Source organism: Nocardiopsis sp. NPDC007018, assembly GCF_040635075.1.
Taxonomy (GTDB): domain Bacteria; phylum Actinomycetota; class Actinomycetes; order Streptosporangiales; family Streptosporangiaceae; genus Nocardiopsis.
In genome coordinates this window covers 1-14773 of record NZ_JBEYHA010000057.1, presented here as the reverse complement: position 1 = coordinate 14773, position 14773 = coordinate 1, and the positions used below count along the sequence as shown (strand labels likewise).

Sequence of the window (14773 nt, the reverse complement as noted above, 5' to 3'; positions counted from 1 at the left end):
GACCGGAGAGGTACCACCATCATGACCGTTCGCGATCGTGAGCCCCACGCACGTGGGGATGGACCGGCGCGCCGTCTGCCGTGGCGCGATCGGACCGCGTGAGCCCCACGCACGTGGGGATGGACCGGCGCGCCGTCTGCCGTGGCGCGATCGGACCGCGTGAGCCCCACGCACGTGGGGATGGACCGTCGGCTTTCGAGGGCCTGATGATCGCCATTGGGTGAGCCCCACGCACGTGGGGATGGACCGCTGTCTCATGTCTCCGTGCCTCTAATCCGGGCGTGAGCCCCACGCACGTGGGGATGGACCGGAACACCCGTGGACACCACCACCACCCGCACCGTGAGCCCCACGCACGTGGGGATGGACCGCTCCGGGCGCGCTCCGCTTCCATGATGATCCGTGAGCCCCACGCACGTGGGGATGGACCGGGGCGCGAATGTCAAGTCATTGGGGCTGCCTCGTGAGCCCCACGCACGTGGGGATGGACCGCGCTCACATGAACGCTGACGCGATTTCCTCCCGTGAGCCCCACGCACGTGGGGATGGACCGTGGCGGGCGCACAGTCCGGTGGTGTGCGTCTTGTGAGCCCCACGCACGTGGGGATGGACCGCCAGACGAGACACGGCGCTCCTTCCTTGTGCTGTGAGCCCCACGCACGTGGGGATGGACCGGAACTCGGCGTGGTCGTGGTCGCGCTCTCCCAGTGAGCCCCACGCACGTGGGGATGGACCGAGCACATTTGGAGTGCTGCCGCTGATGTTGGGTGAGCCCCACGCACGTGGGGATGGACCGCCTCCGGGGACCGCATTTTTATCGCGATAGTGGTGAGCCCCACGCACGTGGGGATGGACCGGTACGGATGGTGCCCAGCTGTTCGACGGCCTCGTGAGCCCCACGCACGTGGGGATGGACCGCGCTGCTGCGGCACCTCGGTCGGCGTCATCAGTGAGCCCCACGCACGTGGGGATGGACCGGAGTGGATGACGACATCGACATCACCCTCGTCGTGAGCCCCACGCACGTGGGGATGGACCGCCCGGGCGGGGTATGGACCCGCGGCTCGGGAGGTGAGCCCCACGCACGTGGGGATGGACCGCAGGTCACGTGGCCGCAGGTGATCAAGCCGGAGTGAGCCCCACGCACGTGGGGATGGACCGTACATCGGTGCACGGATCTGCGAGTTCACGAAGTGAGCCTCACGCACGTGGGGATGGACCGATCCCCTTCCCCTCCTGGATCTGGCGGATGGTGGCGAGCCCCGCGCACGTGGGGACGGGCCGACACCGACGAGGCCGGGGCGTGGACGACACCCCCCGGCCTCTCGACCTCACCGGAGAACGTGACGCACGGCATCGACATCCGTGCGTCTGCCCGGCGGGGACCAGCCTGTCGCGTTACCGGTCCGGCCCCCAACCCTCCTCGGGCAGGTCGTCGAAGGGGCTCTCCTGCGCCCCGAACCCCGCTTCCGCGCCTTCGGCCCCCTCCGGGCTCCCGGCCGCTGGCTCCGGAGTCTCGGGGAGCCACTCCGGCGCCCTCTCCTCGACCTCTTCGACCTGCGCCGTCATCCGAATCAACTGGAGGCCGTCGAAGTCCAGCACCCTCCGGCGCCGCTCGCCCGCCGTGAGCACGACGTATCCCTGCTCGTTGTCCGCGGGGTGCAGGCACACGGCGGCTCCGTCCCCGACGGAGGCGCTCACCGCGGACCACAACTCCTGGCGAACCCGGGCGTTCATCGTGCCGACGTACAGCCCCGCGTCGGGTTCGGTCATCCACCGGGACAGGGCGCCGCGTACGCGATCCGGAACCGCGGTCGTGGCGATCACCACCATCGACCCCATCAGTCCCCCGTCCCCGCGTAGTTGACCCCTCCCGAGACCGCACCGGAGGACGGGTCCCACAGGTCGACCACCCGCCACCGACGCGACGCCGTCTCCGGCCCTTCGTCGTCCTCGTCCTGGAGGTCGGGATCGAGCAGTACCTGTATGTCCCGGACGATGTGCGGGATCATCTTGTACAGCCGCAGGTCCGTCCGAAGCTGGGTCCGGGCCCGACCCTCGGGGTTCTGCGCACCGTGCAGGGAGAACGCCAGCGGGATCGTGGTCCGGGCCTTGTACAGGTCGGCGATGTCGTAGACGAACGACTGCTGTTTTCCGGAGTGCACGAAGCCGAGGGCGGGGGAGCACCCCAGGTGTGCGATGACCGAGTGCACCACCCCGTACAGGGCGGCGTTCCCCGCCGACAGCGCCTTGTTCACGGGGTTCTGACCGTCCCAGTCGGCCGGATCGTAGTTGCGCTTGAACGGCTTCACCCCGTGTTTGGTCGCCAGGGTCCGGTACAGCGCCCTCATGCGCTGGCCCTCCAGGGCGCGCAGGCGCTCGATACCGATCCCGGCCTCTACCTCCTCCCCGAACCGCATCTCGTACATGCGCCGGGCCACGGCCATACGGGCCCGGTCGTCGGCGTAGGCCCGTACCTGCCGGTCCAGCCACGCGGTGGTGCGGCTCTCGGGCACCGTGCTCCCGTAGTGCAGGATGCCGCCCGATCCACAACAGACCACCGTCGTGCCGTGCCGCATGAACGTCGCCAGCGCCGGTGCGCTGATGGAGGTGCCCGGGCCGAGGAGGAGACACGCGAGGGACGCTGTGGGGATCTGTACCCGGTGCACGCTGCCCGCCCCGGCGGCGACCTCCGCGCACACCCCGGTGTCGGTCTGCACGATCCGACAGATGTCCGCGTACAGGAACGACAGGTTCTCCGACACCTTCGGCAACATCGCCAGGGTCGGCCGTGCCAGCTTCTTGGCCGCCCGGGGCTCACTCACGCCGGTCATCGGCCTCACCACTCCGCCGGGGCGAGGCTGAGCAGCCCGCAGCCGAACGACTTGCCCCGCCCCACGCCCTCCACCACGGCCTGGCGCACCGCGTCGGGGTCGGTGACCACCGCGTATCCGTCGAACCGGGTCATGTGCAGGCGTATCCCGCGCCTGCCGCTCCTACCCGGGTCCAGGGCCGGTCCCAGCCCGGCGCTCAGCACCTGGTGCGGCTCCAGTCCGTGGCGCTCGGCGCGGTCGAGCCACCATCGTTCGGCGTCCTCTCCGTGGAGCGGTCGTGTGTAGGCGCGCACGCCCGGCCGTGCGCGGTCACCGAGCCGCTCGGCGTTCTTCTCCGACTTGCCGAGCCTCTTGGAGGGGGCGGCGGCCAGCCGGTAGCGCACCTCCCGCCCCTTCTCCAGCCCGTCGAGGAACGGCGTCAGGTCGCGTTCGGCGGTCTGCCCGATGCCGTCGCCGACCCGGGTCAGGTCGAGCCGGTCCCGGCTCTGGACGAGCAGGAGCGGCCCGGCCGGGCCCTCGTCCACCCGGAAGAGCAGACCGGCGCGCTGCCTGGGAGAGGACACGGGTTCCTCTCCCAGGTGGGGTGCGGCCAGGCCGATGATCAGCCGGTGCAGTTCCCCGGCGTTGGCGAAGGCGGCCCGGGCCCGCCGCGCCGACAGGTCGGGGGTGATCTTCGTGAGCCAGGTCAACGATGCTCCTTGACGACGTAGTCCAACAGGCGTTCCTGGTACGCGCGGATGCTGGTCGCCACCAGTGCCGCGGGCACCGCGGTCCTCTCCACCCGCATCTCCCGGCTCGTGTACCGGCGGCGGGCCGAGGCGAAGGAGACGGGGACGTCGTTGAGGACGGCCCGGCCGTCGGCCTCACCGGGACAGACCTGCTCGGAGACCATGTCGACCTCGACGCTCTCCCGCCCCTCGGGGACACGGCGGTGGGGCAGCGGGACCGTGGTGCGCAGTTCGTGTTCGGGGTCGGGGACCCGGTCCCGCAACACCAGCAGAGGGTCGGGCACGAACGAGCGCCGCCCCAGGTAGGTCTGCCAGTGCGGGGACGACAGGGCGGGGCCGATGTCCTCGGCCCCGGGCCCGGTGACGGCCACGGTGAACACCGCGTCGGCCAGGTAGGCCCGCCGGGTGACGATGGTGGTCGCGCCCTCGGGGCGCCGCTTGCCCTCGGCGGTGGGCACCGTCCGCTCCCGGGGCAGGCCTCCGCCGATCGTGTGGAAGTCGCTCATGCGGACACCGGGCCGGTCGACGCGGACGAGCAGCCGCAACCCTTCGTAGCGTTCCAGGCTCTCCTCCCGCCCCACGCCCTGGGCCCCGGCGAACATGCCCACCAGGCCGGACCGGCTGGGAAAGGACAGGGTGTCGCGTTCACCGAACACGCTGTGCTCGCCCCAGCTCTGCATCGGTCCGGCCAGGCGGAGCAGGAGACCGGTCACGACCCGTCCCCGGGGTAGGCGGCGGTCACGGAGGCCTCGACCAGCTCGGGGTAGCTCGTCAGGCGCTCGCCGAGGTGGTCGACCGGTTTGTCGTCGACCCCGGCGTGGATGGAGGACAGGACGGTTCCGGGCCACCAGAGCTGGCCGAGCCGCCCGGCGTACTCGCTCAGCCGCGACACCGAGGCGGGCGCGTACCCCTCCGCGCCGCGCACCGACGCCTCGAACGCGGGCGCGTACGACACCGGTCGGTCCGACCTCACCGCCACGTGGGCCAGGTCGGGCAGGGTCATCGCCGCCGTCGCGTTCTGCTTGCCCGAGGGGACGGTGTCCAGGAAGGCGCGCAGGAACTCCGACACCAGCTCGCGGGCGGCCACGGTGTCCCCGTCGAGGTTGCGCAGCAGCCCGGCCAGGTCGATGTTGGCGTACCGGTAGAACGTGCCGGTGCTGAACTGGCCGACGTTCATGTGGCCGCTGCCGTGGTCGTCCTGCTTGGGGACGTCGTCGACCGCGGTGAAGAAGTCCGCCTGCACGCTGGTGCCGTGGGTGGTGAAGGAGTGCGCGAACTGCACGGCCCCGTCCACCTCGGTGGAGGGGATCTCGGCGAGCATGCGGCCGAACAGGTTCACGGTGGCGTTGCGCGAGCGCAGCACCGCCACGACGTCGTCGGCGGGCAGGACCCCCTTGGGGGTCTTCTTGGCGGACTCCTTGGCCACGGCCTCACGGTGCTCGTCGGCGATGGCGGCCAGGGCGTCGATCGCGGAGACGGGGAGGTAGAAGAGCACGGAGGTCGACTGCGACTCCCCCTCCTTCTCCTTCTCCAGCTTGATCCCGTTCTTGGCCGCGGACAGGACGACCTGACGGCCTCCCTGCTCGGCGAGGTCGGGCTCCCAGCCGAGAGCGGTGAGTCGTCGGGCGATCTCTCCGACGATACGGCGCGTACGGACCGCCGGGTCGCCCAGGCGCTCCTCGACCCGGTGCCGGACGGAGCGCTTCCAGCTCTGACTGGAGACGCGGGTGCGCTCGGTTCCGCCGTAGACGAGGGTCTTGGGAGAACCCAGGTCGTCGCGGTTGATGTTGGAGTAGGGGAGCGTGTGCAGGACGTGAACGTCCAGGAAGGCGGGGGTGCTCATGCGGTGTGGTCCTCGGAATCGTCGTCGGTGTCGTTCTGGGCCCGGGGCTCGTCGCGCCCGGCCCTCTCGGTCTCGATGGTGCGGTGGTAGGACTGCACCCACTCCTTGGCCACGGCGTCCCGGTCGGCGCCCCACCGGGACAGGTCCAGGGCCAGACGTCCCCAGTCGAGGGTGACGCCCTTGTCGCAGGCGTGCAGGACCAGGCGGGGGAGCTGTGCGTGTACCCCGTCCACGGACTGACGGCACAGCAGGTGGAGGCGCTCCTCGGTGGTGTCCGCGTTGAGCCGCCCCCGGGTGACGGCCTCGCCGAGGACGGCCCCGAGGTTGGAACGCCTCCTCAGCGGGTCGGCGGGCCGCCGTTCCGCGTCCGTACCGGGGGTGTCCCGGTCGGTGTCGGAGGCGGTCTGGTCGGTGCCGGACGTGGCCTGGTCGGGGTCGGACGCGGCCTGCGGGGCCTGCCCGGCGGAGCCCCCTGCGGACTCCACGGTCGACTCTTGGCCGGACTCGGAGTCCTCCACACCGGTCTCCACACCCGTCCGGTCGCGCGCCTGACGGGGTTGGGCGGCGATCATCGCGGCCACCCCGTAGAAGGCGCGCTCCACGTCCGCCTCGTGGAACCGCCACCGGGCCCGGTCGTCGTCCTCGATGGAGGTGAGCAGTCGGTCCAGGTAGCGGGCCACGAAACCGTGGACCGGCAGGACGGCCGGGTCGTCGCCCCGTTTGCCGCTCGCCCTGCGCAGCACGGCCCGCACGGCGGGCTCGTTGCGCACCCGCTCCTCGAGGTGGTCCGCCATCCGGTCGGCGGCGCGGAGAACGTGCCGATCCGTCACCGGCTCCTTCTCCCGCCCCTTCTTCCGTTCCCTCTCCTGCGTCTTCGTCTCGATCATGTGTCGCCTCCTTGGTCGGTGCGGCGGCCGGGCCGCCTCGGGAACAGTGGTCGCCGGTGCCGTTCCACGACCGCGGCGACACGGGGGCGGGAACAGTAGGGCCCGGTCACCTCGTCGTAGGAGGCCAGCGCCAGACGGGAGAAGACGGTGCCGGGGCCCTTGGCGTCGGCGTCCATGGCGATCCGCCAGAACTCCCTCTCGGCCTCCGCCCAGTACCGGGACAGCCCGCGCCGCAGCCAGGGGCCGGTCCCGGTATCGGTCCGCCCGGAGCCGCCGCTCGGGCTGTTCCCCTCCTTCCAGGCCTCGGTGAGGGCCTTCTTGAGCCGCGACCCCAGGGACTCGGCCGAGCGGCGTGCGAGCCGAATCCGGGTGCGCGCCGCGACGGCCTCCTCGGAGGGGTCGGCGGAGTCCTCGAGCCAGCGAAGGACCGCCGGCGTGGTGGTGGTGAACCACTGCCGGTCCCGGGTCTGCCCGTCCTGGTCGAAGCCGAAGGCCCGCAGCCGCAACGCGCGGTACAGGTCGCCGGGCAGGTGGCTCATGCTGGTGAGGTGGCCGAGGAGCTCGGGCCGGAAGCGTTCCTGGGTGTCCTCCGACAGAAGCGAGTCCAGGTCGCGCCAGACCGCGCGCGTGGCGTCGGCGGGGCGGGCGTACCGCTGCCCCTTCTTGCTCAACAGGTGGATGAGGTAGGGGTCGGTGGGCGGGACCGGGCGGTCCCGCCGGGCCCAGGTGACGTAGGCGTCGACGACCTTGTCGCCGCCCGGGCCGGGTACCAGCAGGACCGCGTGAGAGGCCTGGTTCAGCAGGGTTCCGGCCAGTCCGGTGGACTCCTGGGGCGCCCCCAGCGGATCGGGCGGGGTGTCGCGCTCCCACGGCGCGGGTTCGACGTCCCCGGCCTCATCCTCGCTGTCCCCGTCGAAGGGGATGTTCACGACCAGGCTCTCGAACAGGGTCCGCCCCAACGGGTGGAAGGACACCGTCCCGCGCAGGGGCCCCGCGGTGCTGTTGGCCTCGGAACGACCGTCGACCGTGCGCGAGGTGCAGCGCCCGGAGGGGCCGTACCCTAGGGTGGCCAGCAGGTGCCAGGCGGCCTCGTCGGGAGGAAGGGGCACCGGGGCCAGGTCGTGGTGGTGGCCGCCCAGCCACACCTGGTTCTGACCAGCGGTGCGGCCCCAGGCGAGCTTGTTCACCCCCGAGGCCTTGGCGCACTGCTGACTCAGGCGCGGGTCCTGACACCAGGGATGTTCGGGGTGGAACAGGTCGAAGCGGCCAGGCAGGGAGGAGAAGTAGGCCTCCACCCGGTCCGGGTCGAACGCGCCCGCGTCCAGGACCCGGCGGCGCGCCCGGTACCAGTCGCCGACATCGTCGGCGAGGTCCAGACCGGTGACACGGGCCGCCACCAGGGTCAGCACCCGCCACAGCTGGGCGGAGGCGGGCGGAATCGGCAGTTCGATGTCGGAGAACTCGTGGGCGCGCGACAGCAGTTCCCGGAGCCCGACGGCGGGTGCGGGCGTCCCGTCCGCCGCGCGCACCGGTAGCCAGGGCCGCTCGGCCAGGTCGTATGAGGGGGTCACCGTCACTCCGTGGAAGGTCGGCCGGACGAAGGGTCCGGGTCAGGGTCAGGCACGTTCTTCGAGGCCGTTGTCGGGATGGAGGTAGAGGCGTCTGTCGCCGAGGGCGGCCTCCCCCGTCGTGCCGCCGCGGACCGGGTGGACCAGGAGCACCAGGTCGTGCAGGTGGAAGTTGAGCTCCCAGCCCTGCGGAACCCGGTTGGCCTCGGCCAGCGGCGGCTGGGTGTTGCGGTCGGCGCGCAGGGGGATGGTGCGGGCCATCACCGAACGCAGGTCGTCCCCGGACATCCGTCCCTTGGAGTCGGTGGCGGGCAGGGGTCGGGTCAGGTCCTCGTCCAGCCACAGGCGGCCCCGAGCGTCGCCGTAGCAGCACAGGACCCGTACCGAGTCGGCACCGAACCGTGTGGCCAGGAAGTGTTCACCGATCTCGAAGTCGGCCCGGGTGAGCCGAGACAGGTCCCCGTGAACCTCCCGGCTGCTGGGGATGACCGCGTTGCGTCCGTGTGTGCGCAGCGCCAACTCCTCGCCGATCCGCGTGAGGTCCGCGGTGACGTCCTCGATGAGGGTCGGATCGTCGTACAGGTCGTCCACCAGGGACTGGATGTCCTCCGGAATCCTCACGCGGGCGCCCTCCCTGCGGGCCAGCAGTGTGTGCGTGCGCATCAGCAGGGACGGGGTGTACACGTACTGCCAGGAACGGGGGACGTGTCGCGAGCTCTGCTCCTCCCGCGGGACCAGGACCGCCATCCGCGGCTCCGTGGCCCAGGCCGGGCGTGTGACGATCCTCAGGTGCTCGTGCCGCCAGCAGCGGCCCGCGCGCTGCAACAGCAGACCGACGGGGGCCAGGTCGGTGACGAGCAGGTCCAGGTCGAGATCGAGGGACTGCTCGATGACCTGGGTGGCCACGATGACGGCCCGCGTGGGTCGGTCGCCGTTCTCGGCCCCCTTCCTGCCCAGTCTGCGCGTGAGTTCCGCAGTGATGCGGGTCCTCTGCTCCTGGGGGAAGCGGGCGTGCAGGAGGAACAGCTCCGGAGGGTCGTCCAGAGCGGCGAACCACGCGGCCAACAGGTCCCTGGTCTGCTGGGACTCGGCGACGGTGGTGCAGATGACCGCGGCGCACCCGCCCTCGGCGACCAGCGGGGCCAGGAGGTCGCGGAGCGCCCGCTCCCGATCGGGACGCCGATCCTTGAGGGGGACGGGGACCAGATCGACCCTCAGGGGGTTTCGCTCCGTGGTCGCGAAGGGTTCGGGCTGGGTGGTGACCTTTCCGCTGTCGGGGTGGACGTGCAGCCAACCCGGGTACTGGATCTTCTCCACGAACGCGGGCGCGGAACGCTTCACCCTGCCCTTGGAACCGGTGACGTAGGCCTTCACCAACGAGTTCGCCACCGAGTGGTGCAGGGTGGCGGACAGCAGGACCACCGGGACGCGGTAGACGCCGAGCCAGTGCAGCAGACGCTCCAGCAGGATCTGCATGTAGGGGTCCGTCGAGTGCACCTCGTCCACGATCACGACCTTCCCCGCCAGGCCGAACATACGGACGGCGTTGTGCCGCGAGGGCAGCACCGCCATGAGGGCCTGGTCGATGGTGCCGGTCGCCCAGGAGGCGAGCAGGCCGCGCTTGGCCCTCATGAGCCAGCTCGTGGGGGCGAGGTCGTCGGCGCGGGACAGCTCCTGGTCGGTGGGTGCGTACTCGGGGTTCAGCCAGGCCATGGAGTGCAGGAGCGTCAGGGGCGACCTGACCTCTGAGCGGCCTCGCGCGTACGCCCTCAGGCGGCCGTACATCTGGTCCGCGGTGGCCATGGTCGGTAGGGCCAGGAAGCGGCCGTCGTGCCCGGTCGCCGCGCCCAACAGGTCCGCTGCGTACAGGGCGGCCTCCGTCTTTCCCTCACCCGGGGGAGCGGTGATGAGCACCAGTCCTCCCTCGGCGCACAGGTCGGGGAGGTGGCGGGCCAGGGAACTCTGGAGACCGTTGGGGGTGAACCCCGGGAAGGACTCGGTGAACGAGGCGGGGGAGACGGTGAGGCGGTGCAGCCCCGCCTCCCGCACCAGGTCGGCGATTCTCGCGGCGGAGGCCTGGACGTGAGCCAGGAGGGCTGAGCGCCCACCGTCGCCGGGAGGGGTCCTGAGCCGGTCGAGGAGGAAGTGCTCCTGACTGACCAGCCAGTCGGCGAGAATGACCAGGCCACAGACCAGCGGGGCGGCTGCGGTCTCGAAGCGGGCGGGCGGTTCTGGGGAACCGGCCGCCTCGTGGACGATTCGGGTCGCGTCCTCGCGTTGCTTCTGCCAGGCATCGTTCTGGAAGCGGGGCGTCGTGTACTGGTCGAGGGGGTCCGGATAGATCCCGTGGTGGCCGCCCAGGAGCTGCGCCACCAGGTGGGCGGTGAATCCGTGGTCGTCGTCGTAACCGAGGGCGCCGAGCGCGGTGACCAGCCACTGGTGGGTGACGGAGGCGTGGCCGGACTGATCCCCGGGATGCGGGTAGGCGGGGTAGGCGGACAGGTCGAGGTCGATCTGTTCCTGGAACTCGCGGATGAGCTTGCCGACGTCGTGGCACCCGGCCCAGAAGGCGACCAGAGCGCGGGCATGGGTATCGTCCGTGCCCAGGCCCGCGGAGATTCGACGCTTCAGGCCGTCGGACAGGACGACGTCCCACAGAACGAGCGCGGCGGCGGTGGCGTCGAGGGCGTGGAGGACGTACGGGTACCGGTGGCCGTTCAGGTGGCGGGCCTTGGCCCACAGGTCGAGATCGATGCGCGGGTGCGCATCATCGGGGTCGGGGAGGGGAGGGGGGTCGGCTGTCATTCCGAGAGTGCTCCAAGGGGCGTGAGAGCATCAGATGAGGCAAAGTTAGCGTTGGCGGGTGACAGTCGGTGGGGTTTTCGTGAGGGTTGGCCGGGGTCGGCCACTACTTAACCGGCCGGTAGGTCTCGTGGAGATAACGGCCTGTGTTGTCGCAGGTCATTAAGTGCGAGCCCCACGCACGTGGGGATGGACCGTCGTCCAGGATCTGGAACGGGGTGCGGCCGCCGCGAGCCCCACGCACGTGGGGATGGACCGGCCTAGGCCAACAGCATGTCCAACGCGGACTCGCGAGCCCCACGCACGTGGGGATGGACCGGATCTCGTCCGGGGCCTGGCCGGTGAGGTCGAGCGAGCCCCACGCACGTGGGGATGGACCGGCCCTCTTCCATGGGGTGCCGTGGCGGTAGCGGCGAGCCCCACGCACGTGGGGATGGACCGCGATCATCGCGCCTTCTGGGACAACCACACCTGCGAGCCCCACGCACGTGGGGATGGACCGATGACGTTCTCCATGCGGGTCTCCAGTTCTCCGCGAGCCCCACGCACGTGGGGATGGACCGGCCACCCGCAGCGTTCAGCGCGAGTACGGCGTGCGAGCCCCACGCACGTGGGGATGGACCGACACGATGCAGACCACCGGGCGCATCGTGCCAGCGAGCCCCACGCCCGTGGGGATGGACCGCCCTCGCCCGCGAACACCTCGCAGGACGCCCCGCCCGCGGCCCCAAGCCGAAGAAGTCCACGCCGGCCTCCCTCTCCCCCGCTGCGGAACTGAAGCAGTGGGCAGAGCGCCGCAACGATGGGACGATCACTGATGAGGAGTTCGAGGCGAAGAAGCGGCAGCTGCTCGGGCTGTGATTCGCGGTTCCACCACGGTGCGTGACCGGCCGTCACTAGAATTCGGCCATGCAACCAACGGAGAATCCCCCCGTGTTCCCCGAGCAGACCGAGAACACCAAGCTGGGCTACGCACAGGCGACCGTGTGGGGAAGCATCCTCTTCCTCCTCTTCATCCCTGACACTCCGCCTGGGAACCTGATGGCCGTGCTCGCGGTCATGTCGTTGCTGTGTTCCTGCCGTGGTTTCCTCCTGGACCACCGCATCAAAAAGAAGACGCAGCGATGGCGCGACCAGATGGAGATGATCGAACTGTTCAAGTCCGCCGGGGCGGGCACCAACAACACGATCACCGGGCCGTTCACGGGGACGGCAGTTATGGGTGGTCAGTTCCACGGAGGTGTGCACGTGTCCTCCTCTATCTCGGAACGCTGACGGAGGGGCGCGGTTCGTGGAGTTCAATGCTGAGAATCCGGCGTTCGGTGTCCGCGTGAAGTGAGCCCCACGCACGTGGGGATGGGCCGGACTGAGCCTCCAGTGTGAGTTCGCGCAGGACGTGAGCCCCACGCACGTGGGGATGGGCCAGCGAGAGCTGTCCCCGATGAGAAGAGCGCATCCGCAGGTGCGCCCTCGTGCTGGCGCCACCCCCGAAGGAGAAGAACACGTGAGCGAACCTCTGATCTGGTTGCGCGGTGTCCTAGCCGGGATCGGTCCGATCCGGCCCGATCCGGCCCGATCTGGTCGAACGGTACTGGCGGTGGGAGCAGGAGATTCCCACGATCGTCGGCTACAACCGGCGGACGCCGCAGCCGCTCCAGGTCACTCAACACATCCTTGTCGACGGTTACGATCGGGCCTCGGACCACGAACTCCGCTTCACCATCTACGACCTCACCGGTCAGGAGCCAACACCGGTCGGGATCGCCAAGGTGTATACCGACCAGCCGCGCGGCAATGGCGAGTACGTCGTGGCGATGGGTGAAGGCCGCGGTCGAGGGGTGGGTTCGGAGGCGACGTGGCTGGTCCTGGACTACGCGTTCCATGTCACCAACCTGCGTTGCGTGTACCTGACGGTCCTCGAACCGAACACGGGGGCGATCCGGGCGTACGAGAAGGCGGGGTTCAAACGTCAGGGTGTGCGCCGCAACTCCAACCGCTGGTTGGGGGAGACGGTGAACGAGGTGCTGATGGACGCGATCCCGGAGGAGTTCGAGGGGACGTCACTGGTGAAACAGCAGTTGTTCGGGTGAACCCGCCACTTGTTCGCGGTCTGGCGAGCTTCGACCGTCGGGCTGGTGGTCCGTGTCGTGACACCGGCCCCGGGTCGATGACCTGGCGAACCCCGGGGCTACGCGTGTGTCTGCCCGGAGGTCATGTCCAGACGCCTAGACTCGACACATGGACGCACGCGAAACCCTCGTACACCTGCGCACACTCCCCACCACCCTCCCGGGCGTACTCGCCGAAGAGCCCGACCCTCTCACCCGAGCGCAACTCGTCGGGGACCTTCTGGCCGCTCTCGCCGACATCGAGATGGCCCTGAAGGCCGTCCGTCAGCCTGCCGTCGCCGAACTCCGGGATCAGGGGCGGACGGTGCGTGCGATCGCCGCCGAGCTGGGTATCAGTCCGGCCCGCGTGGACCAGATCGCCAAGGGCAAGCGGGCATGAGGAGTCGCACCCGGTAAGGAGGGGAGGGCGTTACCGAGTCAGCGTCAGCGCCGCGCCGTGAGCCCCACTGGGGGACGGATCGGTCGCCGACCGCTCCCTCGATGCCGGGCGCCAGTGACCCCCCATGCCGTGGGTTGGGCCCCTGCCGAAACTCCTAGGATCTCCCCATGGACGAGGACCTGAAACGAGCCCGACGAACAACCGGACTGTTGGTGACCTCCACCGGGATGACCCTCATCGCCCTGGGCTCGGCCACGGTGACCGTGGGCGCTTTCTGGGTGCTCTGGGTGATGTGGGCCGTCTGGGTGGTCTTGGCCGGTGTGACGGTGTGGTCGGTGGTCACGGTGAACCGGCTTTCCGACAGTGAGGGGTGACCCGCCTTCCCGGGTTCCGCGCGCCGGCTGGATCGCGCCTTCGCTGGGAGGGGCGCCTCGGGCGTCTGGGCCCTGCGGTCGGCTCCCACCGGCCAGCTACAGGGCGTTCCCGTGCCTGTGGGTCTTGCCGGGACGAACCCGGGGCAACAGGATGGTGGCCGTGTGCGCGGCCCGGCTTCCTCCGGGCCGCACCGACGGGAAGAGACCAGGTGCCATGACCGCAGTGACGACCTCCAGCCGCGTGGACGACCTCCTTCACCGGAGCGCCGTCCGATCTCCGGGTAACACCGCGCTCGTCTTCGCCGACCGAGAGTGGACCTACGCGGAGCTCGACGACGCCGTGACCCGGGCCGCCGCGCGCCTCCTGGCCACGGGAGCCGTCAAGGGCGACCGGGTCGCGGCCTACGGGAGGAACTCCGACGCCTATCTGATCGGGTTCTTGGCCTGCGCCCGCGCCGGGCTCGTGCACGTGCCCATCAACTTCGCTCTCCAGGGGGCCGAACTCGCCTACCTGCTGGAACAGTCCGGCAGCACGGTGGCCCTGGTCGACCCGGCGCTGCGGTCGGCCGTGGACGCCCTGCGCACCGAGACCGGCGTGGAGCAGGTGCTGGAGCTGCGGGACGCCCCGGGGTCGCTGTTGGAGGTGGCGTCGCGGGGTCCGGTGCCCGCGCTGGACACGGACGTGGCCGACACCGACCTGGTGCAGCTCCTGTACACCTCGGGCACCACGTCGAGGCCCAAGGGCGCCATGATGACGCACCGTGCCCTGGTGCACGAGTACCTGTCGTGCCTGGTGGGGCTGGACCTGGACGCCGGTGACAACCCCCTGCACGCGATGCCCCTCTATCATTCGGCGCAGCTTCACGTCTTTCTGATGCCGTGGCTGTCGCTGGGCGCCCGCAACACCCTGGTGGAGGCGCCCGACCCCCAGGACCTGTTGCGGCGGATCGAGGCCGACGGGCACGGGGCCTTCTTCGCCGCCCCGACCCTGTGGGTGGCGATGGCCAACCACCCCTCGTTCGACGACCACGACCTGACCAGCCTGCGCAAGGCCTACTACGGCGCCTCGATCATGCCCGGGCCGGTCCTGGACCGTCTCCGCGCCGCCCTGCCGGACCTGGGCTTCTACAACTGCTTCGGGCAGTTACAGAAACTACCCTCAGGGAGCCATCAGACCACATCAGCCGATCTGTGAAACCCCAGTAAGGCCAGGGCTTTAGGCCACTCTA

13 protein-coding genes, 1 pseudogene and 2 CRISPR repeat arrays (1 of these 16 cut by a window edge) are annotated in these 14773 nt (G+C 70.3%); of the genes and pseudogenes, 6 read left to right on the top strand and 8 right to left on the bottom strand.

Features of this window, described 5'->3' with window-relative positions; genetic code table 11:
* A CRISPR array of direct repeats spans positions 1 to 1284; the repeat unit is 29 nt; unit sequence GTGAGCCCCACGCACGTGGGGATGGACCG (it extends 1000 nt beyond the left edge of the window).
* Positions 1285 to 1398: 114 nt separating this feature from the next.
* The 8 genes from cas2e to cas3 are packed head-to-tail and all read right to left on the bottom strand — an operon-like array spanning position 1399 to position 10665.
* On the bottom strand, positions 1399 to 1827 hold the full coding sequence (gene cas2e, locus ABZ635_RS23140) for a type I-E CRISPR-associated endoribonuclease Cas2e (RefSeq protein WP_357768795.1): 429 nt from the start codon (positions 1825 to 1827) through the stop codon (positions 1399 to 1401).
* A gap of 14 nt (positions 1828 to 1841) precedes the next feature.
* On the bottom strand, positions 1842 to 2834 hold the full coding sequence (cas1e, locus tag ABZ635_RS23135; protein ID WP_357768793.1) for a type I-E CRISPR-associated endonuclease Cas1e: 993 nt from the start codon (positions 2832 to 2834) through the stop codon (positions 1842 to 1844).
* A 5-nt stretch (positions 2835 to 2839) separates the two neighbouring features.
* Positions 2840 to 3523: a type I-E CRISPR-associated protein Cas6/Cse3/CasE gene (gene cas6e, locus ABZ635_RS23130; protein WP_357768791.1), complete on the bottom strand. Its 684-nt coding sequence runs from the start codon at positions 3521 to 3523 to the stop codon at positions 2840 to 2842.
* The gene (gene cas5e, locus ABZ635_RS23125) at positions 3520 to 4275 is read right to left on the bottom strand and encodes a type I-E CRISPR-associated protein Cas5/CasD (RefSeq protein ID WP_357768789.1); all 756 of its coding nucleotides are present in this window, start codon (positions 4273 to 4275) and stop codon (positions 3520 to 3522) included. Before cas5e ends, cas6e begins: the two co-directional genes overlap by 4 nt.
* Entirely contained in the window at positions 4272 to 5405 is a 1134-nt protein-coding gene (cas7e, locus tag ABZ635_RS23120; RefSeq protein ID WP_357768787.1) for a type I-E CRISPR-associated protein Cas7/Cse4/CasC, read from the bottom strand. The genes cas5e and cas7e overlap by 4 nt, the downstream gene beginning before the upstream one ends.
* The gene (casB, locus tag ABZ635_RS23115) at positions 5402 to 6292 is read right to left on the bottom strand and encodes a type I-E CRISPR-associated protein Cse2/CasB (RefSeq protein ID WP_357768785.1); all 891 of its coding nucleotides are present in this window, start codon (positions 6290 to 6292) and stop codon (positions 5402 to 5404) included. Before casB ends, cas7e begins: the two co-directional genes overlap by 4 nt.
* Positions 6289 to 7863: a type I-E CRISPR-associated protein Cse1/CasA gene (gene casA, locus ABZ635_RS23110; RefSeq protein ID WP_357768782.1), complete on the bottom strand. Its 1575-nt coding sequence runs from the start codon at positions 7861 to 7863 to the stop codon at positions 6289 to 6291. The genes casB and casA overlap by 4 nt, the downstream gene beginning before the upstream one ends.
* Positions 7864 to 7908: 45 nt before the next feature.
* Positions 7909 to 10665, bottom strand: a complete 2757-nt coding sequence (gene cas3 / locus ABZ635_RS23105; protein ID WP_357768780.1) for a CRISPR-associated helicase Cas3' — start codon at positions 10663 to 10665, stop codon at positions 7909 to 7911.
* A 165-nt stretch (positions 10666 to 10830) separates the two neighbouring features.
* A CRISPR array of direct repeats spans positions 10831 to 11350; the repeat unit is 29 nt; unit sequence GCGAGCCCCACGCACGTGGGGATGGACCG.
* 86 nt (positions 11351 to 11436) lie between these two features.
* Between cas3 and ABZ635_RS23100 the strand changes: the two genes are divergently transcribed.
* From ABZ635_RS23100 to ABZ635_RS23075, 6 genes and pseudogenes are all read left to right on the top strand, one after another.
* Positions 11437 to 11523, top strand: a complete 87-nt coding sequence (locus ABZ635_RS23100; RefSeq protein ID WP_357768828.1) for an SHOCT domain-containing protein — start codon at positions 11437 to 11439, stop codon at positions 11521 to 11523.
* A gap of 72 nt (positions 11524 to 11595) precedes the next feature.
* Complete coding sequence (locus ABZ635_RS23095; RefSeq protein ID WP_357768778.1) at positions 11596 to 11937, top strand: hypothetical protein; 342 nt, start codon at positions 11596 to 11598, stop codon at positions 11935 to 11937.
* Positions 11938 to 12227: 290 nt separating this feature from the next.
* Positions 12228 to 12752: a GNAT family protein gene (locus ABZ635_RS23090; RefSeq protein WP_357768826.1), complete on the top strand. Its 525-nt coding sequence runs from the start codon at positions 12228 to 12230 to the stop codon at positions 12750 to 12752.
* A 148-nt stretch (positions 12753 to 12900) separates the two neighbouring features.
* Entirely contained in the window at positions 12901 to 13170 is a 270-nt protein-coding gene (locus ABZ635_RS23085) for a hypothetical protein (RefSeq protein WP_357768777.1), read from the top strand.
* Between the two features lie 167 nt (positions 13171 to 13337).
* Positions 13338 to 13544 carry a hypothetical protein gene (locus ABZ635_RS23080; RefSeq protein WP_357768775.1) on the top strand — a complete coding sequence of 69 codons (207 nt, stop codon included), beginning with the start codon at positions 13338 to 13340 and terminating at the stop codon, positions 13542 to 13544.
* A gap of 214 nt (positions 13545 to 13758) precedes the next feature.
* Positions 13759 to 14688, top strand: a pseudogene (locus ABZ635_RS23075) (AMP-binding protein); the annotation flags it as partial.
* Positions 14689 to 14773: the final 85 nt, after the last annotated feature.

Bases quoted from the DNA above. Each gene is read 5' to 3' on its own strand.
- cas7e (WP_357768787.1), bottom strand. From the start codon at position 5,405: ATGAGCACCCCCGCCTTCCTGGACGTTCACGTCCTGCACACGCTCCCC.
- cas1e (WP_357768793.1), bottom strand. From the start codon at position 2,834: ATGACCGGCGTGAGTGAGCCCCGGGCGGCCAAGAAGCTGGCACGGCCG.
- ABZ635_RS23085 (WP_357768777.1), top strand. From the start codon at position 12,901: ATGGACGCACGCGAAACCCTCGTACACCTGCGCACACTCCCCACCACC.
- casB (WP_357768785.1), bottom strand. From the start codon at position 6,292: ATGATCGAGACGAAGACGCAGGAGAGGGAACGGAAGAAGGGGCGGGAG.
- cas3 (WP_357768780.1), bottom strand. From the start codon at position 10,665: ATGACAGCCGACCCCCCTCCCCTCCCCGACCCCGATGATGCGCACCCG.
- ABZ635_RS23080 (WP_357768775.1), top strand. From the start codon at position 13,338: ATGGACGAGGACCTGAAACGAGCCCGACGAACAACCGGACTGTTGGTG.